General features: G+C 61.6%; 26 protein-coding genes, 1 tRNA gene and 1 rRNA gene. 16 read left to right on the forward strand and 12 right to left on the reverse strand.

The window, feature by feature from the left end; translation table 11 throughout:
* Window positions 1-64 precede the first annotated feature (64 nt).
* On the forward strand, window positions 65-907 hold the full coding sequence (locus NO877_RS12095) for a hypothetical protein (RefSeq protein WP_256396596.1): 843 nt from the start codon (window positions 65-67) through the stop codon (window positions 905-907).
* Between the two features lie 97 nt (window positions 908-1,004).
* Entirely contained in the window at window positions 1,005-2,084 is a 1,080-nt protein-coding gene (locus tag NO877_RS12100) for a phytoene/squalene synthase family protein (RefSeq protein ID WP_256396597.1), read from the forward strand.
* A gap of 73 nt (window positions 2,085-2,157) precedes the next feature.
* Here NO877_RS12100 and NO877_RS12105 read toward each other — a convergent pair whose 3' ends face one another.
* Complete coding sequence (locus NO877_RS12105; RefSeq protein WP_256396598.1) at window positions 2,158-3,438, reverse strand: hypothetical protein; 1,281 nt, start codon at window positions 3,436-3,438, stop codon at window positions 2,158-2,160.
* A complete protein-coding gene (locus NO877_RS12110; protein ID WP_256396599.1) occupies window positions 3,435-4,157 on the reverse strand; it encodes a hypothetical protein in 723 nt (240 codons plus the stop codon). The genes NO877_RS12105 and NO877_RS12110 overlap by 4 nt, the downstream gene beginning before the upstream one ends.
* 129 nt (window positions 4,158-4,286) lie before the next feature.
* Between NO877_RS12110 and NO877_RS12115 the strand changes: the two genes are divergently transcribed.
* Together NO877_RS12115 and NO877_RS12120 are read left to right on the forward strand one after the other, a co-directional pair.
* Entirely contained in the window at window positions 4,287-4,487 is a 201-nt protein-coding gene (locus NO877_RS12115) for a DUF1918 domain-containing protein (RefSeq protein ID WP_256396600.1), read from the forward strand.
* Window positions 4,488-4,538: 51 nt separating this feature from the next.
* A complete protein-coding gene (locus NO877_RS12120; protein ID WP_256396601.1) occupies window positions 4,539-4,970 on the forward strand; it encodes an RNA-binding protein in 432 nt (143 codons plus the stop codon).
* A 27-nt stretch (window positions 4,971-4,997) separates the two neighbouring features.
* Here NO877_RS12120 and NO877_RS12125 read toward each other — a convergent pair whose 3' ends face one another.
* A complete protein-coding gene (locus tag NO877_RS12125) occupies window positions 4,998-5,561 on the reverse strand; it encodes a thioredoxin family protein (protein WP_256396602.1) in 564 nt (187 codons plus the stop codon).
* Window positions 5,562-5,742: 181 nt separating this feature from the next.
* Between NO877_RS12125 and NO877_RS12130 the strand changes: the two genes are divergently transcribed.
* The 3 genes from NO877_RS12130 to NO877_RS12140 are packed head-to-tail and all read left to right on the forward strand — an operon-like array spanning window position 5,743 to window position 8,446.
* Window positions 5,743-6,645 (forward strand): COG1361 family protein, encoded by a 903-nt coding sequence (locus NO877_RS12130; protein WP_256396603.1) that lies wholly within the window; start codon window positions 5,743-5,745, stop codon window positions 6,643-6,645.
* Window positions 6,642-7,304, forward strand: a complete 663-nt coding sequence (locus NO877_RS12135) for an ABC transporter ATP-binding protein (protein ID WP_256396604.1) — start codon at window positions 6,642-6,644, stop codon at window positions 7,302-7,304. Before NO877_RS12130 ends, NO877_RS12135 begins: the two co-directional genes overlap by 4 nt.
* Window positions 7,301-8,446 carry an ABC transporter permease gene (locus tag NO877_RS12140; RefSeq protein ID WP_256396605.1) on the forward strand — a complete coding sequence of 382 codons (1,146 nt, stop codon included), beginning with the start codon at window positions 7,301-7,303 and terminating at the stop codon, window positions 8,444-8,446. Before NO877_RS12135 ends, NO877_RS12140 begins: the two co-directional genes overlap by 4 nt.
* A 27-nt stretch (window positions 8,447-8,473) precedes the next feature.
* On the opposite strand, the gene NO877_RS12145 is transcribed toward NO877_RS12140, so the two are convergent.
* The 3 genes from NO877_RS12145 to NO877_RS12155 all read right to left on the reverse strand — a co-directional run bounded on the left by NO877_RS12145 (window position 8,474) and on the right by NO877_RS12155 (window position 10,743).
* Window positions 8,474-9,283: an ion transporter gene (locus tag NO877_RS12145; RefSeq protein ID WP_256396606.1), complete on the reverse strand. Its 810-nt coding sequence runs from the start codon at window positions 9,281-9,283 to the stop codon at window positions 8,474-8,476.
* Between the two features lie 72 nt (window positions 9,284-9,355).
* On the reverse strand, window positions 9,356-10,264 hold the full coding sequence (locus NO877_RS12150; protein ID WP_256396607.1) for an AEC family transporter: 909 nt from the start codon (window positions 10,262-10,264) through the stop codon (window positions 9,356-9,358).
* 53 nt (window positions 10,265-10,317) lie between these two features.
* Window positions 10,318-10,743, reverse strand: a complete 426-nt coding sequence (locus NO877_RS12155) for an EamA family transporter (RefSeq protein WP_256396608.1) — start codon at window positions 10,741-10,743, stop codon at window positions 10,318-10,320.
* 119 nt (window positions 10,744-10,862) lie between these two features.
* Between NO877_RS12155 and NO877_RS12160 the strand changes: the two genes are divergently transcribed.
* Complete coding sequence (locus NO877_RS12160) at window positions 10,863-11,351, forward strand: Lrp/AsnC family transcriptional regulator (RefSeq protein ID WP_256396609.1); 489 nt, start codon at window positions 10,863-10,865, stop codon at window positions 11,349-11,351.
* Complete coding sequence (locus tag NO877_RS12165) at window positions 11,348-12,493, forward strand: pyridoxal phosphate-dependent aminotransferase (RefSeq protein WP_256396610.1); 1,146 nt, start codon at window positions 11,348-11,350, stop codon at window positions 12,491-12,493. The genes NO877_RS12160 and NO877_RS12165 overlap by 4 nt, the downstream gene beginning before the upstream one ends.
* A 117-nt stretch (window positions 12,494-12,610) precedes the next feature.
* Here NO877_RS12165 and NO877_RS12170 read toward each other — a convergent pair whose 3' ends face one another.
* The 3 genes from NO877_RS12170 to guaB all read right to left on the reverse strand — a co-directional run bounded on the left by NO877_RS12170 (window position 12,611) and on the right by guaB (window position 15,377).
* On the reverse strand, window positions 12,611-12,904 hold the full coding sequence (locus NO877_RS12170) for a hypothetical protein (protein ID WP_256396611.1): 294 nt from the start codon (window positions 12,902-12,904) through the stop codon (window positions 12,611-12,613).
* Window positions 12,905-13,022: 118 nt separating this feature from the next.
* The gene (locus NO877_RS12175) at window positions 13,023-13,673 is read right to left on the reverse strand and encodes a HalX domain-containing protein (RefSeq protein WP_256396612.1); all 651 of its coding nucleotides are present in this window, start codon (window positions 13,671-13,673) and stop codon (window positions 13,023-13,025) included.
* A 213-nt stretch (window positions 13,674-13,886) separates the two neighbouring features.
* Complete coding sequence (guaB, locus tag NO877_RS12180; protein WP_256396613.1) at window positions 13,887-15,377, reverse strand: IMP dehydrogenase; 1,491 nt, start codon at window positions 15,375-15,377, stop codon at window positions 13,887-13,889.
* Between the two features lie 300 nt (window positions 15,378-15,677).
* Between guaB and NO877_RS12185 the strand changes: the two genes are divergently transcribed.
* From NO877_RS12185 to NO877_RS12205, 5 genes are all read left to right on the forward strand, one after another.
* Window positions 15,678-15,875: a DUF8099 family protein gene (locus tag NO877_RS12185; protein ID WP_256396614.1), complete on the forward strand. Its 198-nt coding sequence runs from the start codon at window positions 15,678-15,680 to the stop codon at window positions 15,873-15,875.
* A gap of 6 nt (window positions 15,876-15,881) precedes the next feature.
* The gene (locus tag NO877_RS12190) at window positions 15,882-16,979 is read left to right on the forward strand and encodes a DUF5794 domain-containing protein (protein ID WP_256396615.1); all 1,098 of its coding nucleotides are present in this window, start codon (window positions 15,882-15,884) and stop codon (window positions 16,977-16,979) included.
* Between the two features lie 128 nt (window positions 16,980-17,107).
* The gene (locus tag NO877_RS12195) at window positions 17,108-17,332 is read left to right on the forward strand and encodes a DUF5795 family protein (RefSeq protein ID WP_256396616.1); all 225 of its coding nucleotides are present in this window, start codon (window positions 17,108-17,110) and stop codon (window positions 17,330-17,332) included.
* Window positions 17,333-17,434: 102 nt separating this feature from the next.
* Window positions 17,435-17,613: transfer RNA gene (locus tag NO877_RS12200), tRNA-Trp, on the forward strand.
* Window positions 17,614-17,755: 142 nt separating this feature from the next.
* On the forward strand, window positions 17,756-18,022 hold the full coding sequence (locus tag NO877_RS12205; protein WP_256396617.1) for a MoaD/ThiS family protein: 267 nt from the start codon (window positions 17,756-17,758) through the stop codon (window positions 18,020-18,022).
* Between the two features lie 29 nt (window positions 18,023-18,051).
* Here NO877_RS12205 and NO877_RS12210 read toward each other — a convergent pair whose 3' ends face one another.
* Window positions 18,052-19,356, reverse strand: a complete 1,305-nt coding sequence (locus NO877_RS12210; RefSeq protein WP_256396618.1) for an acetamidase/formamidase family protein — start codon at window positions 19,354-19,356, stop codon at window positions 18,052-18,054.
* A gap of 482 nt (window positions 19,357-19,838) precedes the next feature.
* Window positions 19,839-21,482: a winged helix-turn-helix domain-containing protein gene (locus NO877_RS12215; protein WP_256396619.1), complete on the reverse strand. Its 1,644-nt coding sequence runs from the start codon at window positions 21,480-21,482 to the stop codon at window positions 19,839-19,841.
* A gap of 1,152 nt (window positions 21,483-22,634) precedes the next feature.
* Between NO877_RS12215 and NO877_RS12220 the strand changes: the two genes are divergently transcribed.
* Window positions 22,635-23,840, forward strand: a complete 1,206-nt coding sequence (locus NO877_RS12220; protein WP_256396620.1) for a Cdc6/Cdc18 family protein — start codon at window positions 22,635-22,637, stop codon at window positions 23,838-23,840.
* Between the two features lie 96 nt (window positions 23,841-23,936).
* Here the strand turns inward: NO877_RS12220 and NO877_RS12225 are convergent, their stop codons facing one another.
* Window positions 23,937-24,497 (reverse strand): TATA-box-binding protein, encoded by a 561-nt coding sequence (locus tag NO877_RS12225; protein ID WP_256396621.1) that lies wholly within the window; start codon window positions 24,495-24,497, stop codon window positions 23,937-23,939.
* 1,001 nt (window positions 24,498-25,498) lie between these two features.
* On the opposite strand from NO877_RS12225, the gene NO877_RS12230 reads away from it, so the two are divergent.
* Window positions 25,499-25,587: ribosomal RNA gene (locus NO877_RS12230) — 16S ribosomal RNA — on the forward strand; the annotation flags it as partial.

A 25,587-nucleotide genomic window follows, 5' to 3' on the forward strand; every position in this document is an offset into this window, starting at 1 on the left:
GCACTGAGGGGCGCACAACACATAATTGTCCACGACGCGACCGGTCAGGTAGACCAGCAATCCGATGCATCCGTTTCCACCCGTTCCCCACGTCGACGATGCTCCCGACGCGCTCCTGGAGTCGGGCCACCTGTGGCTGCTCGAAGCGGTGGCTGGCGCGCCGCTGCGGTTCCGGCTCCGCGAATCGGGGCTCATCGAGTTCGGCGACGCCAACCGCGTCTACGGGAGTCCCGACGAGCTGCCGCCGCAGTACCGCCACGTGGTTCGGCATATCCAGGAGACCCTCGACCGTGAGGCGCTCCGGGCGGCCCTCAAGGATGTGGAGGCGATCACCTTTTTCGGGGAAGCGATGCAGTATCGGGGCCTCGAGTACGACTGGGCGCGGACACCCTCGTTTCTGGGGACCGACATTTGGTCGGCCGAGACGGAGCGGTTCCGCCCGCCGGATGCGGTCGACGGGATCTTCGAGCGGCTCGGTCTCGCGGCCGTCAATCCGATCGATCAGGAGCTTCGGGCGCGTGATTTCGACCCCGCCAGCTACCGGATTCCCGACTCGGCGTGGTACGACGGCCCGGCGGCGGGCGTGGTGGTCCGCGACAAGTCGGGCCACCGCGGACGGCTCCCGAATCCCACGGTCCAGATGGCTGACGCCAGCGATCCGGAAGCGCTGGAAAAGACAACCGCGGCCGACCTCGCCGACCGCTACGGGAGTCACCGACGACTCACACGGTTGAGCGAGCGGCTGCGCGAGGTGGGTCAGCCGGTGACCGTCGAGGCTCTCCTGGAGCGGACGCTCGATTCGGCGTTCCGCGAACTCGATCCGCGGCGCTTCGAGACGAGCCTCGACCGCGGGGCGGTCCGCGCCGAACTGGCGGGCCGAATCGGGCAGTTTGTAAACGAACAATGATGTATGATTTGGGGTTCTGTCGTCTCGGACCCGACGTGGGTCGTCGGTTCACCCCAAGAGACTTTTTATGCCTCATACCCTATGTACCGGTACTTGAATGACGGGACACGAATCTCGACCTCCCGGTGTGGACCACGAGGCTGATCTCGCATGGTGCCACGAGACGGTCCAGGGGGTCTCTCGGACGTTTGCGCTGACTATCGACGTGTTGGATGAACCGATGTCGGATCACATCTGTTTGGGCTATCTGCTCTGCCGGGTCGCCGACACCATCGAGGACGCGGGCCACATCCCGCCGGAGCCGCAGGCCGCGCTACTCCGAACCTACGACGAGGCCCTCGATCCGGACAGCGAGACCGATATCGAGGCGTTTCGGGCCGCCGTCGACGGGTGGCTCCCCGAGGCCGACGAGCGGTCGGCCGACTGGCGGGTCGTCGCCGAGGCCCCACGAGTGATTGCGACCTTCGAGCAGCTTCCCGCCGATGTCCAGGAGGCCATCATCCCGCCGGTCCGTGAGCTGGTCGAGGGGATGGCGATGTTCGTCGACCGCCACGCCAACGCTGGCGGGCTCCGGATCGACAGCCGCGACGAGCTCGAAGAGTACTGCTACTACGCCGCCGGGACGGTCGGCAACCTCATCACGAACCTGCTGACCCGCGGCGAGATCGCCGCCGACCGCCGCCAGCGGCTCTACGACACGGCCGTCGAGTTCGGCCTGCTGTTGCAGTTGGTGAACATCTCGAAGGACGTCTATGACGACTACACCGAGGAGAACAACGTCTATCTCCCCGCCGAGTGGTTGGCCGACAAAGGGATCGACCAGGAGGCCGTCGTCGAACCCGAAAACCGCGAGGAGGCCGCCGAGGTCGTGGGCCGGACCGCCAGCCACGCCCAGTCGTTCCTCACCGATGCCGAGGGGTACCTCAAGGCGATGCCGCTCCGCCACGGCAACACGCTGGCCGCGTGGGGCGTGCCGTTCCTGCTGGCGGTCGGCACCCTGCGGGAACTCACCGCCAACCCCGAGGACGCGCTGACCGAACGCGGCGTGAAGGTCTCCCGCCAGGAGGTCTTCGCGGTGATGGGCGCGATGCGAAACGAGGGGAAGGAGTCGTTGAGCGAACTCCGGAAGGCCATCTCCCAGCGACCCTACCATCTGGTTGCGAAAAACGCCGACTGACGCTCCGTATCCGGCACTCGATTCGAGCTGTCGACCGACGGACGGTTTCGGCTGTCAGATCGACAACCTCTCTTTAACTGTCGAGTGCATCGAGAACCGTTTCACACGCGGCCGGGACGCTCCGTGCTCGCAGAGTTGCCGCGGTATACTCGACGATCGGATGATCGAGCTGTGCGGATCGGACGTCGCCGCTTGACTGTCTCAGACGGTCGTCGGCAAAGCTGACCGACCGCGCGGCGTCGGCGAGCATCGGCCGCGAGAGGTCGGCGCGCGGACTTTCATCGAGTGCGGTAGTGATCGCGTCGACTGCGGCGGTGCGGGCGGCTCGAACGTCGGCGGTCGTCTCGGGACGGTCGATCCCCTCGTCGAATCGGTCGCCGAGCCGGTCGGCGGCCAGCAGCGCCGTGAGCCCCTCGGTCGCCGCCAGCAGCCCGCTGGCCGGACCGATGGGGTCGTAGACCCGTTCGGTGTTCACGTCGGCGTCGTCTCGCAGGTCGTCCCAGAGCCGCCAGCGAAGCCGGTCGTCGCCGTCGGGCTCCGGTGGGATGTCCTTCTGTCGGCGCTGTATGTCGGTTCGGAGCGTCTCGGTAGCCGCCGACAGCGTCTCGTCGACCGATCCGGCGTCGTCCGGCAGCGTCGACTGATACCGATCGTACAGATAGCGGGCGTCGTCGAGCTGTGTCCGGGCCGATTCGACGTGGTCGCCCCACGCGGCGACGGTCAGCAATCGGCTCGACTCCCAGTTGTTCGGCGTGCGACCATCTTCGAGCACCGAATCGAGTAGGCGTTCGGCCTGCCCGTAGACCAGCGCGGCCGTGACGGGATCGGAACCGGAATACGCGAAGTCAGTGCGGAACGACTCGGCCTCACCGACGATCTCCTGGAGTTCGCTCCGCAGTTCCGCTTCGGTCAACCCGCGGTCGACGAACGCCCAGCCAGCGGCCGCATACCGGGCCTCCGACCGTGCGTGGCGGAGTTCGGTGAGCGCCACGAGTCGGCTGGGTGCGGTGCGGGCCGCGGCAACGTGGTCTGTCGCCTCGCTGGCGGCCTCGGTGAGTCGCTGCCGAATGTGGCCGTTCGGCACGCTTTCGGGACCGAACGGGATGGGGAGATCGGCGAGCAGCTCGTCGACCCGCTGTGCCGAGGCGGCGAGCGTGGACTGCTCGATGTCGATCGGGAGGGTGTCTGCCACGATCGGGTCGGCAGCATCGTCGGGAACGATCTCACGGAGCCGAAGCGCGCTGATCGTCTCGTCTTCATTATTTCTGTCGCCATCGAGGGCGCTACAGCCCGCCAGCAGCGTCGCCCCCGCGACCGTCAGTACGCCCCGTCGGGTCGTTGAGGGGTCGGTCATAGCAGTCCACTCCCGTCTAGGGACGACGAACTGCTGTTCATTCGTGGCACTGGCTCAGTCGACTGGTTCATGCGGCTGCTGTTGCTCCGACGTTCGGCCGGGTAACACCGACTGCTGCTCGTACTCGACCCGTATCCACTGATCTCGTCCGCATCGAGTGCGACCGGCAGCCGGAAGAGCCGCGATTCGAAGGCAGTCGCCTCGGCCGTACACTGTTCATCGTAAGGGCGGAGCACCCGGCCGTAGTCCGTCCGGATCTCGTTGTCCTGCCAGCTGAGATAACAAAGCGAGAGCCGAAAACACTGGTCGACCTGTCTCGTTTCGAGGTACAGGCTCTCGGCGTCGAAATCCGTCGCCGAGACGAACGACGCGAGGTCGGTGTCGTCGCTGCTGTCTCCACCTGCGTCGTCGACCAGCCGGTCGGCCATCGAGGCGGAGTCGACGAGCGTCGTCCGTGGGTAGTGCTCGCGGATCGGTGATGGGGTCTCATCCTCACTCGAATCGGTTTCAGGGAGGCGGATCGGTGGCTGTGCCGAGTCGGTGCGACGGAACAGCGTCGGCGGCGCTGTCGTGGTCTGTTCGTCGGGGATGGTTCGGCCCGGTCCGTCGGTCCTGGAGTGTGACTCGCTCGAACTGCTCTCGGAGCTGAGACAGCCAGCCACCCCGCCTACAGCGGCTGCGGCGACAGCCAGAACCCGTCGGCGCGTGTGAGAATCCATCAGTATGGGTGACACTCAGCGCGTCTATTAAAAATGGGTTCGGGAGATGTAAAGGGCTGTTTCAGTTATCTCGCGGTCGAAAGCCGACGAATCCACGCGTTTTTATCCGTGGTAGCGGAACGTGTGGTCATGAGCTTCGAGAAAGACGACGAGGCCGTGCTGCACGACAAACACAGCGAGTACGACGGCGAGACGGGAACGATCACGCAGGTCGTCGAGAACATGTTCGGCGATGCGACCTACACGATCAGTTTCGAGGAGGGCCAGGAGACCGGCGTTCCCGAAGACGACCTCGAAGCCGTCGAGGGTGAGGCCGACGACGACGAGTAACGCCCACCGCGAGCCGAGCGCTTTTTCCCTCCAGTCACCAAGAGGTGGATAATGCCGAGAGTGCCGTTTCACTACATCGATCTCCGGACCTTCTGTTATGCGACCGAGGACGAAAAGCGGGTCGAGGAGGCGATTCGCGCCTTCCTGCCGGAGGAGTTCGACCTCGACCGCATGGAAAACACCGGCCACCACGGCGACCGGATCGTGGTGCTCTCGGCGCGCGTCGAGAACGCCGACGAGATGCGACATATCCTGGACCGGCTGGCCGAACTCGACGACATCGACCGTGTGATAGAGGAACTCGACGAGCGCGTCGACGACAACTGCTCGTTTTTCATGCGGCTGGACAAACAGGCCGCCTTCCAGGACGAGATCAGACTCGGCGACGGGATCACGCTCCGCGCCAAGGTCGAAGCCTACCCCGCGAAACACGAGGCCGCGGTCGAAAACGCCCGCGAGGCCTTGGAACAGTCGCGGTCGTAGTCGATTTATCCGTTTTATACCGGTCCGTTACTCGTCGACCCACTTGATCGAGCAGCCACGCGAGGGCAGGTCGTCATGTGTGACTTTCTCCCCGGCCAGCACCGACTCGATGGCCTCACGGGCGTAGAACTCGGTCGGCTCGTCGTCGGGGTTGAGCGCGTCGTCGAGTCGGCCGTGATAGGCCAGTTTCCACTCGTCGCCCTCGCGGGCGAAGAGGAACGGATCGGGCGTACAGACCGCACCGTACTCGCGGGCGACATCCTGGGTTTCGTCGTAGAGGTAGGCGTCGTAGTCGATGGTGCCCTCCTCGACGAGCTCTACCATGTGCTCGAAGTCGTCGTCGGGGTACTCCGGGTTGGCATTGGGGTTGATCCCGACGACGGCGGCGTCGTCGAACTCGTCGGACAGTTCGTTGAGGAAGTCGAACTTGGCCTGCGCGTAGGGGCAGTGGTTGCAGGTAAATACCAGTAGCAGTGCCTTGTTGTCGGTGAACGAATCGGGAGTGTAGATCTCGCTGTCGGTACCGGTCAGTTCGAACGCGGGGGCGGCGTCCCCGCGACTCAGCTCGGAATCGGACTCTTTGAGCACCATACGTCCCTATAGGTGGCCGGGAAAGAAAGGAATGTGTGGTTTCGGGCAGTCTCTGAGCCAGAAATACGGATACAATCTTATCAGACGGAGTGAAGACGTTAGGACAAATGGTTGGAATTCGAGACGATAGAGTGACAGTTCCCGGCGTAGTCATCGAACTGACTCAGCCAGGGTGGTCCAGATGACAGCCGACGAGATATCGGCGTCCGCGTGGCTGGTGCGGCTGGTCGCTGTGTCTCTGTTCGTGGGAGCGATCTTCGGCACGGTTGCCGGAGTCGGAGGGGCCACCGATCCACCGATACAGATCTCGACGAACGTAACCCCGAGTGATCCGACTGTTGAGGAGAGCGTCACGATCGATGCGATAATCTCGAATATCGAGAACAGTGAGAGCCGAAACGTCGACGTAAGATACGTCTACCTCCGTCAATCCGGAATGACCATCGACCGGTTCGAAAGCGTTGGAACCGTCGGCTCGGGCGGCTCGCTCTCGTTACCGCTGTCGGCGACGTTCGACGACCCCGGACAGAAACGCCTCGAAATCGAGATTACAACACAGTATTCGGATGACGATAGCGAGATCTACACGTATACCCACCCCGTATTTATCGACGTTACTGAATCGGATCTGCAAGGGGAAGTCCAACTGACGAGCGTCGAGACCTCCGCCAGAAACGGGGTAACGATCCAGGGCGATGCCGCGAACATCGGAAACAGCGATGTCCAATCGGTCCTGTTGAGCGTTAGCGATACCGAGGGTGTAACCCCGAAATCGCCGAACGGCGAGTACTTCGTCGGCGGGATCGATGCCAGCGAGTTCGCCACCTTCGATCTGACCGCCGACATCGAGCCGGAGACCGACTCGATCCCCGTCGAGATCACATATATCGTCGACGACGAGCGCGTGACAAAGACACAGCAGATCGCCGTCGAATCGACGAACACCACGGCTCCGCCGCCGAACACGCAAGCGGCCGCAAGCGGTACTCCACCATCGAGTGGCCTCCCTCTGCTCCCGATCGGCGTCGTGGTCGTCCTGCTCGTGATCGGTGTCGTCGGTACGGTCCTGTGGCGACGACAATGAGCGTTATCGAACTCACCGAGATCATCAAGCGGTATCAGAACGGTGAGGAACTGATCGCGGCACTGAAGGGCGTCGACTTCCAGGCCAACCGCGGTGAGATGGTGACGATTATCGGCCCCTCGGGCTCCGGAAAAAGCACGATGCTCAACATGATCGGCCTGCTCGACACGCCGACAGAGGGGACGGTCCGGCTCGACAGCCGCGATGTGACCGATTTCTCCGAGGACGAACTGACCGAGGAGCGCCGGACAGCGATCGGGTTCGTCTTCCAGGATTTCCACCTGCTGCCGATGCTCACTGCGACCGAGAACGTCGAACTGCCGTCGATGTGGGATACGGGCGTCGACAGGCGCGACCGCGCGGTCGACTTACTCCAGCGAGTCGGCCTCGGCGATCGCCTCGACCACACGCCCGATCAGCTCTCGGGCGGTCAGCGCCAGCGGGTCGCCATCGCCCGAGCCCTTATAAACGAACCCGAAATCCTGCTGGCCGACGAGCCGACCGGGAACTTGGACCAGGATACCGGGGCGACGATTCTCGACGAACTGACTCGGCTCAAGGAGGACGAAGACATTGCTATCGTCTCGGTCACACACGACGAACAGCTGGTGGAGTATGCTGATCGTGTCGTACGACTCGTCGACGGGGAGATCCAATGAGTATCGCCGATCTGCTGTGGCGCGTCCCGAGCGTCCAGATGGCCTGGCGGAACCTCGGGCGAAACCACGTCCGGACCGCCCTGGCGACGCTCGGAATCGTCATCGGTGTCGTCGCCATCGCCTCGCTCGGTATCGCTGGGGTCGCCCTCCAACAGCAGGCGACCTCGGATCTCGGAGGCCTGAGCGCCGAGGTGACTGTCACGCCGGGCGAAGACGCCGAAGAAGAGGGGATAACCGACGATCAGGTCGGGGATATCCGCTCGCTTGCGCCAGCGTCGACGGTCGTCCCACAGAAGTCCAATCTGACGACGCTCACCGCCCGCAACGGTGACGAACGCAGGGTCCGGGTGACAGGCGTTACCAACGCCAACGCCCTGTACAACCTCACGACCGGACCGGCACCCGAGCGGCTGCAGGCCGGTGCGCTGGTGTCGAACGCCACCGCACGGACGCTCGGGCTCGAACCTGGAGATCCCGTCGAGTACGACGGCCGACTCTATCGGATCGAGGGGCTGATCGCGTCGACCGAGGGCCTCGGTGGGGGGAGAAACGAACTAGTGTTGCCGCCGTCGGCGTTGTCGACCCAGGAGTACTACGACTCGGTGACGATCTTCATCGCCGACGACCGGACGGCCAGAGGGCTCACGAACGATCTCGAAACGCGGTTCAACGAGGGCGACGAGGAGGTCGTGAGCGTGCGGAACTTCGCCGACGTTGAAGAGCAGGTGGGCTCGTTCTTCCGGACGCTCAACCTCGCGTTACTCGGCATCGGCTCGATCTCGTTGGTGGTCGCCAGCGTCGCCATCCTGAACGTGATGCTGATGAGCACGATCGAGCGCCGCGGCGAGATCGGCGTCCTCCGAGCGGTCGGCATCCGGCGGGGCGAGATTCTCCGTATGATCCTGGCTGAAGCGCTGTTCTTGGGCGTGGTCGGTGGAGTCGTCGGTGCGGCCGTCTCGGTCGGGGTCGGCCTCCTGCTGTTTTATTTCCTGACCGACAACGCCCTGCTCGTCCTGGAGTGGCGGAGCTTCCAGTACGTCTTCTATGGGTTCGGATTCGCAGTCTTCGCAAGCGGCATCAGCGGACTGTACCCCGCTTGGAAGGCTGCCACTGACCGGCCGGTCGAAGCCCTTCGGGGATGAATAGACCAGTGGGTAGACCGGCTATCGCTATCGGTCAGCTGAGTTCGACGCCGACGTTTCAGTTGGCACGTCCACTAACCCAGAGCCACAGTGACGACAGTAGCGGTCGGCGTCGGCAACCTGATCACCGCATCGTGGACAGGCTGTATCTGTAGTTGTCGACACCGTTCGGAGCCGAGTTGCCTGCCACGGGATGAGGATGAAACCAATGAGGACAGCAACGACAGTGATCCAGCGACCGAGCGCCGTCACTGGGATGATGTCGCCGAAGCCAACCGTCGAGACGGCAATGACCGTGTAGTAGAAGGCGTCGCCGAAGTTCGAAATCTCGGGATTGGCCCCTACCTCGGCGGAGTAGACGAAGCCGGTCGCAATGAAGAATATCAGGAAGATCGTCACCGAGAGTTCGGTGCGGCGGATGGTCCTGATCGGAAGCGATCGGCCGAACAGCTGTTGTTCGTCGACCAACAGCCGAAGAAACCGAAAGATCCGAAGCGTGTACAAACCACGGAGGAAGCCTGCCCCCGGCCCCGGAAACAGGAACAGCGGAAGGATGGCCACGAGGTCGACGACCGTGTAAGGGTCGGTAATCTCGGCCCACCTGTCGGGAGCTGACTCGACGCGAACAGCGTACTCGCCGAGGAAGACGACCCCCAACACGACTTCGAGGTTCAAGATGAGTGCGGGGTAGGGTGGAGGGAACTCGTAGGTCGATAGAATATACAGCAGGATGAACGCGGTGTTGAGAACATACAAAAGGGAGTTCGTTGCTCTGCCCGCCCGCGTTTGGCGGTCCCGGAGGAGAAACCCGATTCGGTCGATGATGTCCGAAGACATGGCGAGCGGTAGACTAGTTGGAGACCGCACACAAAACGGTATCTACGGGCTAGGGGACTGTGCGGGACGGACCTACAACACCAGCCGAATCAAGACGAACAGCGAGCCGACCGACACCACCGTCGATGCGAAGACGTTGAGCGAGGCGAACTCGCTGTCACCGCCGAGTTCGTTCGCAAAGACGTACGTCGAGACCGCCGTCGGCGTACCGAGCATGACGATTGCGGCCGTAAACGTCGGCGCACCGACACCGAGAGCTGAAAAGGCCAGCCACGCGACGGCCGGCATGACGATCAGTTTGAGCCCGACGACCGTACCGGTCGCCTCCAGATCCAGTTCGGGACCGTCGACCTCCAGTGTCGCCCCGACACACAACAGTGCCAGCGGCAGCGCAAGCGCAGCCAGCGCGTCGAGTCCCACGGTGATCGGTTGGGCCACCGGGAGTCCGAGCGAGCCGATGGCGATGCCAGCGAGTAGCGCGATCAACACCGGGTTTTTGCCCAGTTCGGCCAGCTGATCGACCAGCCGCGTATCGGCCCCGTTGATCCCCACGAGGATGAGCACCGTTATCGGCACCTGTACCAGCGAACCGATACCGAGAACGACGCTGGCGATCGCGGTCACCTCCGCATCGAATGTCGAGGCCACCAGTGGGAGGCCGAGATAGCCGAGGTTCGAGTGGTACGACTGGATCATCGCGACGCTCTGTCGAGCCGGACGGTTCCGTCGACGGTTGAGTAGCCACGCGAGGGCGGCCATCGACGACAGCACCGCGACCACGCCGACGACGAGCGTCGGGGTGAGGATCGCGGCGATGTTCTGGTCGTAGGTCGCGGTAAACACGAGCGCAGGCAGGGCGATGTAGTAGGCGACCGCGTTGAGCCGGGCCGTGCGGCTGCTGGTCAGTATCCCAGCGTGCCGGAGCCCGGTGCCGACGAGCAGCAAGGCGAGCAGTCCCAACAGCCGACCGAAAAGCTCCATACTCCTGCTGGGAGCGTCGACGGTTTGACCGTCTCGATTCTAGTACAGAAGGCTCAGTCGACCGTCACGAGATACACCGCCAGCACCGCGAGCCCGATCCCGGCGAGCTTTCGGGCGGTAACTGGTTCGTCGAGAAACGCCATCCCGATGATCGAACTCGTGACCAGAAACATCCCGAAGACGGGCGTGACGACGCTCACCGGGCCGAGGGCGAGCGCGCGGTAGTAGGTAAGGATACCAACGGCCAGAAAGACGCCCGCGGCGACCGCATACGGGAGTTTCGAGCTCCCCAAATGCGGCGTCACGCGCTGGTCGGTGCCGACGACGACTGCCGCCGCCCCGACAACCAGGATCGAATTCGAGATAACCGTCGCCACGTCGCTCGGGATCGCCTCGGAGCCGGTCGTCGCGGTCCGCATCAATACCGGGACGAGGGTGTAGGCCCCTAGGGCGATGACCGCCCACGGCAGGTAGCTCATACTGACTCAACGTCGACGATGAAGGTATGTGTTCTGAACTGGTCGGCACCGTTGCAGCGTGGGAACTGTTTGCAGGGGTGTGTCGCAAATAATATGCGGGCGGAACGGACACAGAGGGTATGGACACCAAACGCGAACTGTTGTCGCTGCTGTCGACCGACGCCCGCGAGTCGAGCGAGGACATCGCCCGACAGCTCGGTGTCGACGCCGAGCGCGTCGAGGAGCTGCTCGACGAGCTCGAAGCCGACGGCACCGTCCGGGGATATCAGGCGGTCGTCGACTGGGACAACACCGACGACCAGCGCGTGGCGGCATTCGTCGAACTCAACGTCGAACTCGACCGCGAGACGGGCTACGAGGAGATCGCCGACCGGATCGCCCGCTTTTCGGAGGTCGAGTCCCTGCGGCTGGTCTCGGGTGACTACGACTTCGCCATCGAGGTCACCGGCGACTCGATGCAAGACGTCTCGCGGTTCATCTCCAACCAGATCGCACCCATCCCGGAGATCACCCAGACGGTGACCCACTTCATCATGGAGACCTACAAGGAGGCTGGCATCGACTTCGGCGACCGCGACGGCGACGACCGGCTCTCGGTTTCGCCATGACGCTCCAGCCAAACGACCGTGTCGCGGATGTCCCCGAATCGGGGATTCGCAAGTTCTTCGAGCTAGCCGAGGAGCGCGACGACGTGATCTCACTGGGAGTCGGCGAGCCCGACTTCTCGACGCCGTGGGCCGCCCGGAGTGCGGCGATCCACTCCCTGGAGGAGGGCCGGACATCCTACACTTCGAACCGTGGTATGAGCGACCTACGGCGGTTAATCAGTGACTACTCCCGCCGCTGGGGTCACGACTACGATCCCGATACCGAGGTGCTCGTGACGACCGGCGCGAGCGAGGCCGTCGACCTCGCGCTACGCACGTTCGTCTCGCCGGGCGATACGGTTGCGGTCCATCAACCCAACTACATCTCCTACCAGCCAGGCATCAAGTTCGCTGGCGGCGAGCCGCTCGGCGTCCCAACCAGCGCCGCCGACGACTTCGCGCTGACGCCGGAGGCACTGCGGGCCGCGGGGGCCGAAGACGCCGATCTGCTCGTATTGTGTTATCCGAACAACCCGACTGGGGCTGTGATGGACGAGTCGGACGTTCGAGCCGTCGCCGACTTCTGTGTCGACAACGAGGTCGACGTGATCGCCGACGAGATCTACGCCGCACTGACTTACGACGGCGACCACACCTCGATCGCCTCGATGCCAGGGATGCGGGAGCGAACGATCGTCATCAACGGCTTCTCGAAGGCCTACGCGATGACGGGTCTCCGGCTCGGCTATGCGTTGGGTCCCGCAGAGGCAATCGACTCGATGAACCGCGTCCATCAGTACACGATGCTGTCGGCTCCGACAACCGCCCAGTACGCCGCTATCGAGGCGCTACGGAGCTGTGAGGACGCCGTCACCGAGATGACCGCCGAGTACAACCGCCGCCGACGGTTCGTCCTCTCGCGGTTCGAAGAGATGGGCCTCGAGTGCTTTACCTCCCGTGGGGCGTTCTACGCCTTCCCGGAGTGTGGCGGTGACGACGAGGCCTTCGCCGAGGAGCTCCTGGAGGCCCAGGGCGTGGCTGTCGTCCCCGGCAGCGTGTTCGGCGAGAGCGGCGAGGGTCATCTGCGGGTCTCCTATGCGACGGGAATGCGGGAGCTCAAAACCGCGATGAATCGGCTCGAAGAGTTCTATCGAAGCCGCTAGTCGGGGGCTCGATGGTTTATAAACGGCACACTCCCCCTTGCCGGACGCGTCAACGGATCGTATGCACTGGTTACTGAGGGTAAGCGTTGGCTACTAGGCGGCGAATGGATGGTACGCTCACAATTTGGGTGGCGATCGGTTTGATGTTGTCGTACGCCGACAGATTTCGGATCCGATCTGTCGGACCTCGTGGTTCGCCGGGAGCCGTTCGGCGGTTCTGATCTCCCGTTCGATCCAGTCGCTCAGCGAATGCATCGCCTCCGGGCCAGCCCACTGGTTGACGTCGATGAGCGTCTGTTCGTAGGTATTTCGCCGGGCCTGGGCTGTCTGTCGGTCGACGTCACGTCCGTGTTGGTCGAACACGTCGCCGATGGCAGATTCGATCTCCCATAGCGCGTCACTGACACCCATACCCAAGGCAACTGCGAGGCGTCGCTAAAGTGTTATCTCGGAGTTGTTGCCGAATAGGGGGTGAACCGTTGCCACAAACTCGAACGGAAAATGCCAGTAAAAATCACAGGCCAACAGTTCAGAACTCGAAACTGTCGGAGTCCTCATCATCGTCATCGAACGTCCCGTCGTCATCGAAGTCGAACTCCTGGTCACCATCCGGCGTCTCGAAGGCCTCATAAAAGCCGACGAACTCGTCGTGATCCTCGAAGGAGCCGAGCGTCTCGTCGAGTTCGGCCCGAAGCTCTTCGAGTCGTTCGGTGAGTTCTTGGTACTCCTCGTTGTCTTCGAGGGAGGAGCGACCCTTTTCGGACTCCAGGAGCGCCTTTTTCGAAGCCAGCGAGTAGAGTTCCTGGACGCCCTCATCGTAAGAGCTTCGTGAGAGGAGGTCCTCGACGGTCTCCTTGAGCGTGTCGCGGGTGACTGGTTTGACCAGATACGTGTCGAACCCCATCTCGATGATATCGAAGTCGGGTTCGACCGCGGTTACCATCGAGACCGGACAGTCGATCCCCTGCTCGCGGGCGGCATCAAGCACTTCGTCCCCGGAGAGCCCCGGCATCCGCCGGTCCAACAGCATCACCGAAATCTCGTCGTCGAGCTTTTCGAGCGCCTCCTCGCCGCCGTAGGCGGTTCGGACACGGTAGTCGGCTTTCAGCCACGTGGCATACAGGTCTGCTAAATCTGCTTCGTCCTCGACGACGAGAACGAGTGGGCGATCGTCGTTCATGGCTCCCTAAATCCCTCAGCGGTCACGTTAGTGTCGTCGTATGCGAGGATATATGAAAATACCCCTTTGATTGTCCGTCCCGCCGACCCGAAACACAGCTGATATCCAAGATACATATAATGGTGTGGGATGAGATACTGTAGCACATAGTAGAAGTAAATTACCAGATATAAATATTGTGGTTACTGTACTAAAGAAATTAGTAGGCAGTAACTACTCGGGGCTGTAGTTCGGTGCCTCGTCGGTGATCATCACGTCGTGTGGATGGCCCTCGGTCTGGCCAGCCGACGAGACGCGGACGAACTCGGCTCGCTGTTTGAACTCGGGGAGCGTCTCGGAGCCGACGTAGCCCATCCCCGACTGCATCCCGCCGACGAGCTGGTGGAGCTCGGAGGCGAGCGTTCCCTTGTAGGGCGTTGCGGCTTCGACACCCTCGGGGACGAACTCCTCGTCCTCGGCGGCGTCCTTGAGATAGCGGTCGCCGCCGCCGGATTTCATCGCGCCGACGCTGCCCATCCCGCGGTACTGTTTGTACTTCTTGCCGTTCATCGTGATGACGCGACCGGGAGCCTCCTCCGTTCCGGCGAAGTAGGAGCCGAGCATAACCGCATCTGCACCCGCGGCGACGGCCTTGATTGCGTCACCCGAGTACCGAATCCCACCGTCGGCGATGACCGGGACGTCTTCGGGAGCTGCCACGTCGGCGACCTCCGCGATCGCGGTGATCTGTGGCATTCCGGCCCCGGTGACGACGCGGGTCGTACAGATCGACCCTGGGCCGATCCCGACCTTGATCCCGTCGGCGAAGTCGACGACCTCGGCGGCCGCCTCTCGGGTGCCGACGTTGCCGACGACCACGTCGGCGTCTACTGTCTCTTTGATTTCGCGGGCCGATTCGATCACGTTCAGGTTGTGCGCGTGTGCGCAGTCGATAAAGAGAACATCTACGCCAGCCTCGTCGGCAGCGGTCGCGCGGTCCGTCTCGAAGGGGCCGACGGCGACCCCACAGACCAGGCGTCCCTCCTCGTCGCGGGCGGCCTCCTGGTGTTCGCGGCGCTGGAGAACGCCCTGCATCGTGATGAGGCCGACCAGTTGGTTCTCGTCGTCGACGATCGGGACGCGCTCGATCTTGTAGTCGTACATGAGTTCGAGCGCTTCGCGGGCTTCGACGTCCTCGCTGGCGGTGATGACCTCGTCGGTCATCGCTTCCTCGACGGTGTCGGTCTCGCCGACCTCCAGGAAGGGTCGGATGTCGGTGCCCGAGATGATGCCGAGGACGGTGTCGTCGTCGTCGACGACCGGCGCGCCCGAGACGCCCTCGTGGCTCATCATCCGGTCGACCTCGCTGATCGTCTGTTCGGGGCTGGCGGTGACGACGTTGTCCCGTCGGATCATCAGCTCGTCGGCGCGTTTGACGCGCTTGATTTCGGCGACAGTTTCGTCGATCTCCATGTTTCGGTGGAGCACGCCCATGCCGCCCTCGCGGGCCATCCCGATCGCGGTGTCGCTCTCGGTCACCGTATCCATCGCTGCCGAGAGAATCGGGATCGTTAGCTCGACGTTACGAGAGACACGCGTTGAGACATCCGCGTCGTCGGGCTCAATGCGGCTCTCCATCGGACGGAGCAACACATCGTCGAACGTCAACGCCTCCGGTACCTGTAGCTTCTGAGAGAAAGAACCCTCTGCACTCTGGTTCGCCATATAAACCGTCATCGCGGATCGGCCAAAAACGTTCCGAGTCTACACGCCCGTGTGGATACGACACAGAGATCCCACACAGGTATACATCCCTGTGCACCACTATTAAACACGAATTATCATGTGTATTTTGACCTCGGACGGGATTTGTCAATATGCTTTTTCATTTATTTAGTTTAAGTCTGCCCATTCGTCTAACTATTGTATGCAGAAATTGAACTATAGACTGATTATCGGCTAACAACTGTGCGTGTTTCGCACACCCACACAACGTTTAAGCGGGCTGCGGGTGTATTTGTAACCATGAGTTCCCAGTGGAACACCGCATCGCGGACGGCCGGTATCGAGCAGCAGCGCTCCGGCAGTCGCTTTACACCGATGTGGACAAAGGCAGTATCCACGCTGGGAGCCATTTTTAATGGCTGCTTTGGCGGGCGCGTCGACGGCGCGGCCGGTGGGTTGCCTTCATATCGCCGTTTGGCCGATGGTGACGGCCACTAGTTCGGCATGAGTGTCTCACAGCACCCGATCGCACTCCAGTTGGAGCGACGCGTCGGTGGTGCCACTCGTCTGTTGGCGACGGTGATGGCGTTGCCGTTAGTCGACGGCATCTTCGTCGCGCTGATCCTCGCGGGCACCCTCGATACCGCCGTCGGAATGCTCGAAACCGGGCTGCTCATCTTCGGCGGCTCGGCCACCCTGGCCGTGATCCTCGCCGAAATGGACAACAGCCCACGCGAGATGATCGGCTCGATCCTGCTCATCGGAGCGGTGGTCGTCCCGTTGGCAGCCCTGCAGGCCGTCTTCGCGTTGACCATCGAGAGCGTCCTGGATATGGTGGTCTTCGAGCGGTTCGCCGGGTTGGTGATCCTCGCGATCGCCGCCCAAACCGCCAGCTCGAAGATCGGCGAACTCCTGCCGAGTCCCGGGGTCATCATCGCCCTCGGGCTGGTGGCGAGCCTCCAGCCCAACGGCCTGGTGATCGAGCTCCTAATCGACCCCGAGCTGATCGCCCGTGCGGCCGCGACCGCCGGGATCGGTGTTGCCTTCGCGCTCCTGGTGGCGTTGACCGCCCCACAGCTGCGTGGGAACGTCGATCTCGACCGCTTCCGGTTCGGGAGTTCGGTCGCCCTCGGCGTGCTCGCCCTGCCGATCCTCGGGCTCCTGGAGACTGATGCCCCCATCGCACTAGCGGTGTTGGTCGTCGCTGGGCTGTTGGCCTACGATCCTGACGCCGAATCGGCCGACGAAACGTTGCTCGGCGAGGATCATGCAGGCGATGGAGGGGCTGCCACGAATCGCGGCGAGCCGATCGACCCGGCCGGTGGCGTGGCTCCCATCGGTGACAACGCTGACTCGGGTGTTTCGGTGATTTCAGCGGTTACCGACGGCGCGGCCGGTCGAGGGGCTGGCCAGTCAGCGCCGGAGACGACCGTGATGGCCGCCGCCGATCCTGACACCGAGGTCGACCCGGATGCCGAGGTCGGCCTGGACGCTGAAGTCGATCCGGATGCCGAGGTTGATCCGGAGGAGGTCCGCATTGAGGGCGGCGATGTCGGCTACGGCTCCCCCAGCGAGGACCGTTCGCAGGCTCCGTGGTTGTAGCGGGCGTCTCCTCCGAGATGGGTAGTTGACCGATCGGTAGATCGGTTGGCTGGTCGACGAGCTGGCCGTCCGGTGGCCGGAAAGGCGCATACAGGAACTTCTTAGGTGTTGGTCACCCAACCGGAGCTATGAGCAACCGAGTAGTCGAAGGGCGGATGGTCACGTCCGAAACGCTCGCCGAGATGATCGAGGGCGATCGACCGATGGAAGCAACGGAGATCGAAGACGCCGACCGGGAGTGTCCCGACTGCGGTGGCAACGTCATCAGCGTGGGCTATATGCCGAGCGTGACGGCGTTTGTGACGGGGTACAAATGCCAGGATTGCGAGTGGAGCGAGAAAGAAGACGAGTAGCGGGTCGGCTCTGTGACGGCAGGTCAACTCGGTCGGCGAGTAGCTGCCGTCCGGGAATTGGATCGAAACCTCTTTACAACCCATCACGCAAGTAGAGGGCGAGGGGACGTGGCCAAGCCAGGCATGGCGACTGACTCCAGAGGCCACGCGCCCGGGACGATACTCCAGACTGATATACCGAGCGACCGACTGATCATCGGCTCGCGTTGACGACCCTCTGGAGTTCCGAGGCGCAGACCGGAGATATCAGTCGATCGGGGGTTCAAATCCCTCCGTCCCCACTTCCTTACCGACTGATTCAAAATCCATAGGCAGGGGTACATTCTTTATAAAGAAAGACACCGTGCCCCCGAGTGAGTTCTAACCCGTGTGCCGAGTCGACGTGACCACAACAGCCTTGCAGTATGCTACCAAGATACTACCATGGAACTGACTGTCCACGGGCCACTTCGAGGGATCACCGGGTCGAAAACGGTCTCACTACCCGACATTGATCACCATGTATCTGTTCAGAACGTCCTCGAACGGTTTGTCGAGCAGTATCCAGGAGCCCGATCCCACCTGTTCGATGAGCCAGGAACGCTCCGGGCCAGTGTTCGCGTCCTCGTCAATGGCGAGCGTGCCGACCCAGACACATCCTGTCCGCCAACTGCCGAGGTGTCTCTTATTCCGGCCGCCCAGGGCGGATAGCCATCACGTGGGTGAGCGACGAACCGATCTTAGAGATCGTAGTGATCTCGGACAACCGAATCCAGGCCGATTTCTTCGAGCAGGTCGGTCGGGACGAGCATCGAGAGCTGGACTACGCCTGGAAGCCGGGCGATTTCGACGCCACCGGTAAACGTACAGCGGGCCCGAACCTCGCCTTCGGTCATCCCGAGCAGCGAGCCAGCCCGGTCGAAAGCGTTGTCGGTCGCTTCGTTGATCGTCGCCCCCGATCCGATAAACTGGAGCGGCATCGCATCGGCAACCGCCTCGACATCGTACTGGGCAGCAAGCTCGTTGCCTGCCTCGCGCTCCTCGTCGGTGTAGGGGGTGGCGATATCCGGGAGATCCGATTCGTTCGGCAGGAGGAGCGGCCCGTCCAGCTCGACGTTTTTGATGACCTCGACTTCGAGTTCGGTCGTCCCACTCACATCGGTCGTGTGCAGTGAGAGTTCCCCATCGCCCTGATTGGCGTGGAGGTCGCCCACGTAGAGGCCGCCGCCGTCGACTCTGACCGGACAGACGAGCGTCGCACCCGGCCGCACGTCGTTCGAGTCCATGTGGCCGTCAGTCCGTGCCTCCAACTCGCTTTCGTCGTCAATCCCCCAGTCATGCTCGGCTCCGATGAGGAACTGGCCGAAGTCTCCGGCGTTGTGTGAGTCCGGGAGTTCGACCGCTGGCGTCGTGCCGATGTTCCCGATAAACGGTGCGAGATGGCCAAGGGTGCCCGGAATCTCGTCGGGTTTATAAATCAGGATCGGATGCTGCCGAGAGTTTTCGGGAAGAGCCATGTTCTCGGCGGCGTTCTGGGCGAGCTGTTCGGCTCCCTCCGGACCGACAGTCAGCCCGACCGTCCGATCCTCGTCGAAGACGACGGTGTAGCCGTGCTCGAAACCGAACGAGGAGGCGTTGGCTCCACACTCCGCACACCGAATCGCGTCCTCTCCGGTTCCCTCAACGACCGTTTCGGGCCACTCGGTTCCGCAGTCGGGGCATCGGTGGTCGATAAACGGGTCGTCGCCGAAGGCTTCGTCACGCTCGGCCATGCTGCCTGTGCTGGTGGCGACACTCGTCACCTGGACGTCCTTGATTCGGACGACGAGTGCGTCGCCGACTTCGGCGTTTTCGACACGGATCGGCCGGGTGACCTCGTGTCCACCACGGAACGAGGGCGTGATCATCGGTCCCCAACACCCGGCTGGGGTGTGGGTTCGAACGGTGCCGCCGTCGGCTACGGTGCCCGCCCACTCTTGATCGGGGCCGACCAGACCGAGGGTAAACTGGTCGACGTCGAGTTCCTGTTGGATCTGTTGGGACATCTCTTGTGAGTATGTGACCTATTCGCATAAGCAATGTGTGGGCTGAACTGACGTTTGCTCCGTGTCGGCTGGTGTCTCGCCGGACCACCGCTGGCAGGGGTTTTATGCTATTTGTGGCGTGCGGACGTATCGGAAGTCGGTGACCTCGCCGAAGTCGATCTCGGCTCGTCGCTCCAGAAGGTGTCTCTGAGAAATGCCGAGATTATGGACTGGGAGAGCGATGCGTGTCTCGTAGCGGTCGGCCAGATACTGTGAGTAGAGTTCGCCGAGGGATTCCTCGTCGTCGACGATGAGGACCGTCCGGCCTCAATCATCATAGTATCCGAGAAGTCACTTCAGTATCTGAGAAGTCACAGCCGCACCCAAAATTATTTTGCCGCGTTGGTGAGCCGAACCGCGATGGGTCCGGGTAATTGCCGTGATGGAGGGGGAGATGAGTGGGCAGTCAGCACTGCCCAAACGTCGATCAGACCGAACGTCGATCAGATCACGCCCAGCGATGCTGCAACCGCGATCGCCAGTAGCAGCCCGATCAGGATCGCAACGATCGGACCGGCACTGATTCCGCCCGTCCCGTCGCTAGCTGTTCCAGCGCTGGCTTCAACGGTGTCGTCAGCAGCCTCCGAGCTGTCGTCACCAGCGGTGTCCGTAGTTTCCGCGGCGGCTGTGTCGGCCGCCTCGAAGTCGTCACCGTAGGTAGCGCGCGTATCTCTGACGAGCGTCACGCGTGCACCGACCTGGTCGGCGATCTCGGCGTTAGTCAACTCGGCGTTTGCCTGGACGGCGTCGAGGATCTCGCGCTGTCGGTCGCTGAGTTCGCCAGTTGTGTCCGTCCCACTCGGTTCGGTTTCGGCGCTCTCTTCGGACTCATCGGCGAGGTCGACGGCGTCCTCATAGGTCGCTCGCGTGTCCCGGACGAGCGTGAGCCGCGAGCCGGTCTGCTCGGCGATTTCGCCGTTCGTGAGCTCCGGATTCTCCAGTGCGGTTTCCAGAATCTCACGTTCCGCCTCGGAGAGCAGCTCGGAGGCCGTCGTCTCCGGTATCTCGATCGTTTCCTCGGTCGGTGTGGCCTCGTCGACATCGTCTGACTCCGACTCGGAGTCGTCAGTGTCGGCTTCGAGATCCTTGTCCCATGGCTTGTCATCGTACTCGTATTCGTAGAGCGTATCTCGCACGAGCGTGATGCGTGCACCGGTTTGGGCGGCGATCTCGGCGTTGGTCAACTCGGGGTTCGACAGTGCGGCTTCGAGGATCTCCAGCTGAGCGCCGGAGAACGCCTCGGTGTCGACAGCAGACAGGACGTCGGTATCATCGTCTGATGCCGCCGGTTCGTCCGCCGATTGGTCGGCGGCTGAGTCGTCGTCGGACTCATGGTGGCGGATCGTATCCCGGACGAGTGTGATTCGTGTGCCCGTCTCCTCAGCGATCTCCGCGTTGGTCATCCCGGAGTTCGCCTGTGCGGTTTCGAGAATTTCGAGCTGTGTCCCGGAGAACGCCTCGGAGTCGATCGCGTCGGCCGATTCGGTATCGCTGTGTGCACTTCCGTCAGTGACGTTCGCACCGTCGTCGCCCTCGAACTCGCTTCGCGTGTCCCGGACAAGCGTGATCCGCGCGCCGGTCTTCTCGGCGATCTCCGCGTTCGTCATCTCGGGATCGTCCGCTGCGAGCTCCAGGATCGCAGCCTGTGTCTCCGTGGGTTCGACGTCTTCGGTTGACGAGTCGCTACTACCGTCGGTGCTCTCGTTTGCCGAGTCGGCTGCCGTGTCGATGGCGTCTTCGTACTCCTCGCGGGTGTCTCTGACGAGCGCGACCCGTGCGCCGGTCTGCTCGGCGATCTCCGCATTCAGCATGGTGGGATCGCTTGCCACCAGTTCGAGAATCTCGGCCTGTGTCTCGCTGAGCGCCGCGTCGTCGACCGCCGCTGGCGTCTCGACGCTCTCCTCGGCGACGTCTTCGGCAAGTTCGACCTCGTCTTCGTAGGTGGCGCGTGTGTCTCTGACCAGCGTGAGCCGAGTCCCGGTTTTCTCGGCGATTTCCGCATTTGACAGGTCGGGATTCTGTAATGCCGTTTCCAGGATCTCCCGTTCCGTCTCGGAAAATATCACTGAATCTGTTGCTTTGGGCATTAGTTCGTCCTCCTGGAACGACCCGCTGTGATCGAAACTGGTTGGCTGTCGGTACCCTCGCTGGTGGATTCTCCCCCATCGAACCCTCTCATCATACGATACGTTCACTCTAACCTACAGTAATTAATCTACCCCTTCATACACGGTTTTGCCCACAGATACTGTTGGATACGTGATGGAGCCCGGAATTCAACCCCAGAAATAGACAACTATATGATATATCGGATGGGAACGAAGCCTGAGGACTCGGTCCCGTACAGTCGGGTACACACTCCCGTGTAAGCGGACACACACCACGTTTCCGATGAAATACATGATGGGCCAGGTGGTACCCCACACCGTGTTTCCGATGAAACAACTGACTGTGTGGCCACACCGCGTTTCCAGTGAAACAATTGTCTGTGACGATGAGACCCACACCGTGTTTCCGGTGAAACACAGTTATATTTCTATTTTGAATGTTCCAATGGTGAAGATGGGGCTCGGTCGTTGATTGGCATATAGATAATCGTCATGCAGGTACTTGTCGAGGAAACATTTACACAAGATTTCGGTTGGGTATGAGCAGTGGAGTATTCAGAATGGTTGGATATCCGTATCGTCCGACGTCACACCCCAGTCATTCCGATGATCTTCACTGCTGCTACGTCGACGGTGTTTGCTCCCCCGCACACACACCTCGTTTCCGGTGAAACAGGCCACAGAGGTAGCTGTACATCCAAACATACCCACCAGAACACCCCCATTTTGTCGGCTTTATTATTAGATTAGACAGACCTTAATCCAACACTATAGGTATTTTTATATAGTGTACTGGCGAATAGTTCAGTAAACTACTCGTAGACAATACTGGAATGCTACTCGATTAGTGTCGAGTCGAAACAGCCCTTGTTTGTGTCCGGTTCTATCGTAATTCTGTCGTGGTTTCGTAGTCAATGACCGACAGCGTCGGCAGTAGTTTCGGGAGTAGTCTCATCCGAGAGTGGTCTAGAGCACCACTGTACCGATTGGCTACTGGTGGAGACTAACTACCGACCGACCATTGTTTCAGTTCGACCCCCACCCTCGAACCGGGTTTCACCGGAAACGTGGTGTGTGTGTCTCGGCGATCAAAAGGAAACCCATTTCACCGGAAACGTGGTGTCTTGGGGTATGTCTGAGACTGCGGACGATCTTTTTACCCGTGAGGACCCGATTTTTGCCACCAAGGAGCTGTTGGAGATCAGCCACCTCCCGGGTGAGGGGCGGATCGTCGGCCGCGACGACGAGATCTCCCAGCTCGCCACCGCGGTCAACCCCGCCATCTTCGGTCAGAGTCCGAGCAACGTCCTGATCTACGGCAAGACGGGCACCGGCAAATCCCTCTGTGCCAAGTACGTCTCCCGGCGACTCGTCGAGACCGCTGGCGACGAGGGTGTCACCGCGACGTTTGCCTACGTCGACTGCGCCCAGGACACCACCGAAACACAAGCCGTCCAAACGATCGCCGACAGCGTCAACGAGGTCGCTGAAACCGACATCAACATTCCGGATAAGGGGCTGAGCACATCCACCTATTACAAGCGACTCTGGCGTATTCTCGACGAGCGCTTCGATGTCGTCGTCATCATCCTCGACGAGATAGACAAGCTCAGCGACGACGATATTCTCATGCAACTCTCGCGTGCGGGCGAGGCGGGCAAGATCACCGACTGCAAGCTGGGCGTCCTCGGCATCAGCAACAAGATCCAGTACAAAGATCGGATGGACGAACGCGTCAAATCGAGCCTCTGTGAGCGGGAGTTCGTCTTTCCGCCGTACGACGCCAATCAGCTTCGGAACATCATGGAGGCCCGCAGCGACGCCTTCCGGGATGGCGTCCTCGAACCGTCGACGATCCCACGGGCCGCGGCCCTCGCAGCGCGGGAACACGGCGACGCACGCAAGGCAATCGATATCCTGCGGTACGCGGGCGAGATCGCCCAGTCGAACGGCTCGACGACTGTCAGAGAGCAGTTCGTCACCCAGGCCCGCCAACGGGCCGAAACCGACCGTTTTCGGGAGTTGATCCGCGGCTCGACGCCCCACTCGCGGTACGTCCTCCAGGCGCTTGCGGTCCTCTCGCTGTCGAACGACGACCAAGAGGGGTTCCGTACGAGTCGAGTCTACGAGATCTATGAAAACATCTGTCGACAGGAGGGCTCCGACAGCCTCTCGCTGCGGCGAGTGCGTGATCTCCTCAAAGAACACGCCTTCCTGGATATCATCGAGCAGTCGAAACACAGCGGCGGCAGCGCCGAGGGCAGCTACACGAACCACCAACTGCTCGAAGATCCCGAAGTGGTCAAAGACGTGTTAACCGAAGAAAGCACATCGTAGACATCATGCGTGCCGCTTTTTGAGGATCGTATATGGCAGCAATCCATTCGGTGTGCGGTCGGCTCCCCACACCAATAGTGGGTTGGTCGACGGCGCCTAGCCCAGCAAGCCGAGGTCTTCGATCCGTTCGACGATCTGCTCGACCGCGGCAGTCGCATCCTGGGTCTGTTTGCCGCCGGTGATGACGATCTTCCCGCTACCGAACAGCAGGATGACGACCTCCGGCTCGTCCATCCGGTAGACGAGGCCGGGGAACTGCTCGGGTTCGTACTCGACGTCTTCGAGCCCGAGACCGATCGCCAGCGCGTTGAGGTTGAGGTTGTGGCCCAGGTCGGCGCTCGAAACGATGTTCTGGACGGTGATCTCCGGATCGTCTTCGACCGGGATCGACAGTCCACGGAGCTTCTCGAAGATAATGCCGAGTGCTTCGTGCACGTCATCGATGCTTTTGGCACCGGTACAGACGATCTTCCCCGACCGGAAGATCAGGGCGGCGGCCTTCGGTTCCTGTGTTCGGTAGACGAGTCCAGGGAAGTTATCGGGGTTGAAATCCGCTCCTGGAAGGTCCTCGGCGAGAGCTTCGAGATCGAGCTCCTGACCGATGCCTGTCGATGCGACCACGTTCTGGATTTCGATGGAGTCTGCCGGCGCTGTCATCTATACTTCCTTATATACGATCCTCCCTTATAAACCGACCCGTTATAAACTACTTTCGCCGGTTTTATATGCTCGACTCGTTGGTCGTCCGATCAAAACCCACACACCCGGCGTCTTCCCCCGGTTTTCGTCGATCTGTCTCTTCTGAGATGGTCGACCGAACCGGTTTTTGTATGTATCGGTCCGTCTCGGTAGTGCCTATTCAGGCATGATTATCGTTTGAATGTCGACGAGCCCACGCGCACGTGTCGTTGTTGGTTGGAATCTCTCGATGTGATGTCGGCTGCGTTAGACTCGGAGACACGCTCCCAGGAGCTTGCTGCCAGCTCCCTGCTTCCCGAGACGAACGATTGTCGGGTGTGCGTCGGTCCTCAGTGCCCATACACACGCGCACGCACGAGAGCAAGCCTTCAAAAGCGGAACTGAAGCGATCCGAACCTAGAGTCGACTAAGCTACTCCGATAGATTGGTGTCGTCGTATCGAGGTATGTTACTGCCACCACACGGCATGAAACCGCATGACGTGGCGGCTTTCCTTCGACGGGGTTAAGTATCAACCCGGCATTCGATGTAATGCGAAGGTCGCACGGGGCACTCCCGGACGACACCCGCCGTCGGAATCGCCCGACGGCGGCCATCCCAAGACGATGCCCTTATATGTACGAGGGCATTCGGATGGAATGCAACAGACAACACACGGGATTGCCCGACCGTTCAACTCGGTCGGCACTCGTGGAGCAGATCGACGCCGTTCGACCCGGGTCGGCCGAGTCGAGTTCGACGGGTTTATACCCGTTAGTCGCGTTCGATCTAATCCGAAGAAATGGGGATCCCGCCCCTGCGGTACGCCGTACAGATGGGATCCGACGTTAGCCTTGGTAGTTCGGTGTCACCCGATCGCTCGGTGGACGCCGAACTCGGACCATGCAATGAGACACATTTTGGTGACCAATCTCTTTACGAGATTGTTCCCGCCACCCCCTCATCTCTGATGAGGGAACATTCCGGTTGATCCTGCCGGAGGACATTGCTATTGGGATTCGATTTAGCCATGCTAGTCGCACGAGTTTAGACTCGTGGCAGATAGCTC

The organism is Halohasta litorea (assembly GCF_024494645.1).
Lineage (GTDB): Archaea > Halobacteriota > Halobacteria > Halobacteriales > Haloferacaceae > Halohasta > Halohasta litorea.

Excerpts from the sequence above, each read along its gene's own strand:
- NO877_RS12220 (WP_256396620.1), top strand. The coding sequence starts at position 22,635 with ATGTCTGAGACTGCGGACGATCTTTTTACCCGTGAGGACCCGATTTTT.
- NO877_RS12125 (WP_256396602.1), bottom strand. The coding sequence starts at position 5,561 with ATGGTGCTCAAAGAGTCCGATTCCGAGCTGAGTCGCGGGGACGCCGCC.
- NO877_RS12185 (WP_256396614.1), top strand. The coding sequence starts at position 15,678 with ATGAGTTCCCAGTGGAACACCGCATCGCGGACGGCCGGTATCGAGCAG.
- NO877_RS12100 (WP_256396597.1), top strand. The coding sequence starts at position 1,005 with ATGACGGGACACGAATCTCGACCTCCCGGTGTGGACCACGAGGCTGAT.
- guaB (WP_256396613.1), bottom strand. The coding sequence starts at position 15,377 with ATGGCGAACCAGAGTGCAGAGGGTTCTTTCTCTCAGAAGCTACAGGTA.
- NO877_RS12120 (WP_256396601.1), top strand. The coding sequence starts at position 4,539 with ATGCCGAGAGTGCCGTTTCACTACATCGATCTCCGGACCTTCTGTTAT.
- NO877_RS12145 (WP_256396606.1), bottom strand. The coding sequence starts at position 9,283 with ATGTCTTCGGACATCATCGACCGAATCGGGTTTCTCCTCCGGGACCGC.
- NO877_RS12150 (WP_256396607.1), bottom strand. The coding sequence starts at position 10,264 with ATGGAGCTTTTCGGTCGGCTGTTGGGACTGCTCGCCTTGCTGCTCGTC.
- NO877_RS12155 (WP_256396608.1), bottom strand. The coding sequence starts at position 10,743 with ATGAGCTACCTGCCGTGGGCGGTCATCGCCCTAGGGGCCTACACCCTC.
- NO877_RS12160 (WP_256396609.1), top strand. The coding sequence starts at position 10,863 with ATGGACACCAAACGCGAACTGTTGTCGCTGCTGTCGACCGACGCCCGC.
- NO877_RS12105 (WP_256396598.1), bottom strand. The coding sequence starts at position 3,438 with ATGACCGACCCCTCAACGACCCGACGGGGCGTACTGACGGTCGCGGGG.
- NO877_RS12170 (WP_256396611.1), bottom strand. The coding sequence starts at position 12,904 with ATGGGTGTCAGTGACGCGCTATGGGAGATCGAATCTGCCATCGGCGAC.
- NO877_RS12175 (WP_256396612.1), bottom strand. The coding sequence starts at position 13,673 with ATGAACGACGATCGCCCACTCGTTCTCGTCGTCGAGGACGAAGCAGAT.
- NO877_RS12195 (WP_256396616.1), top strand. The coding sequence starts at position 17,108 with ATGAGCAACCGAGTAGTCGAAGGGCGGATGGTCACGTCCGAAACGCTC.
- NO877_RS12210 (WP_256396618.1), bottom strand. The coding sequence starts at position 19,356 with ATGTCCCAACAGATCCAACAGGAACTCGACGTCGACCAGTTTACCCTC.
- NO877_RS12110 (WP_256396599.1), bottom strand. The coding sequence starts at position 4,157 with ATGGATTCTCACACGCGCCGACGGGTTCTGGCTGTCGCCGCAGCCGCT.
- NO877_RS12190 (WP_256396615.1), top strand. The coding sequence starts at position 15,882 with ATGAGTGTCTCACAGCACCCGATCGCACTCCAGTTGGAGCGACGCGTC.
- NO877_RS12130 (WP_256396603.1), top strand. The coding sequence starts at position 5,743 with ATGACAGCCGACGAGATATCGGCGTCCGCGTGGCTGGTGCGGCTGGTC.
- NO877_RS12205 (WP_256396617.1), top strand. The coding sequence starts at position 17,756 with ATGGAACTGACTGTCCACGGGCCACTTCGAGGGATCACCGGGTCGAAA.
- NO877_RS12225 (WP_256396621.1), bottom strand. The coding sequence starts at position 24,497 with ATGACAGCGCCGGCAGACTCCATCGAAATCCAGAACGTGGTCGCATCG.
- NO877_RS12165 (WP_256396610.1), top strand. The coding sequence starts at position 11,348 with ATGACGCTCCAGCCAAACGACCGTGTCGCGGATGTCCCCGAATCGGGG.
- NO877_RS12115 (WP_256396600.1), top strand. The coding sequence starts at position 4,287 with ATGAGCTTCGAGAAAGACGACGAGGCCGTGCTGCACGACAAACACAGC.
- NO877_RS12135 (WP_256396604.1), top strand. The coding sequence starts at position 6,642 with ATGAGCGTTATCGAACTCACCGAGATCATCAAGCGGTATCAGAACGGT.
- NO877_RS12095 (WP_256396596.1), top strand. The coding sequence starts at position 65 with ATGCATCCGTTTCCACCCGTTCCCCACGTCGACGATGCTCCCGACGCG.
- NO877_RS12140 (WP_256396605.1), top strand. The coding sequence starts at position 7,301 with ATGAGTATCGCCGATCTGCTGTGGCGCGTCCCGAGCGTCCAGATGGCC.
- NO877_RS12215 (WP_256396619.1), bottom strand. The coding sequence starts at position 21,482 with ATGCCCAAAGCAACAGATTCAGTGATATTTTCCGAGACGGAACGGGAG.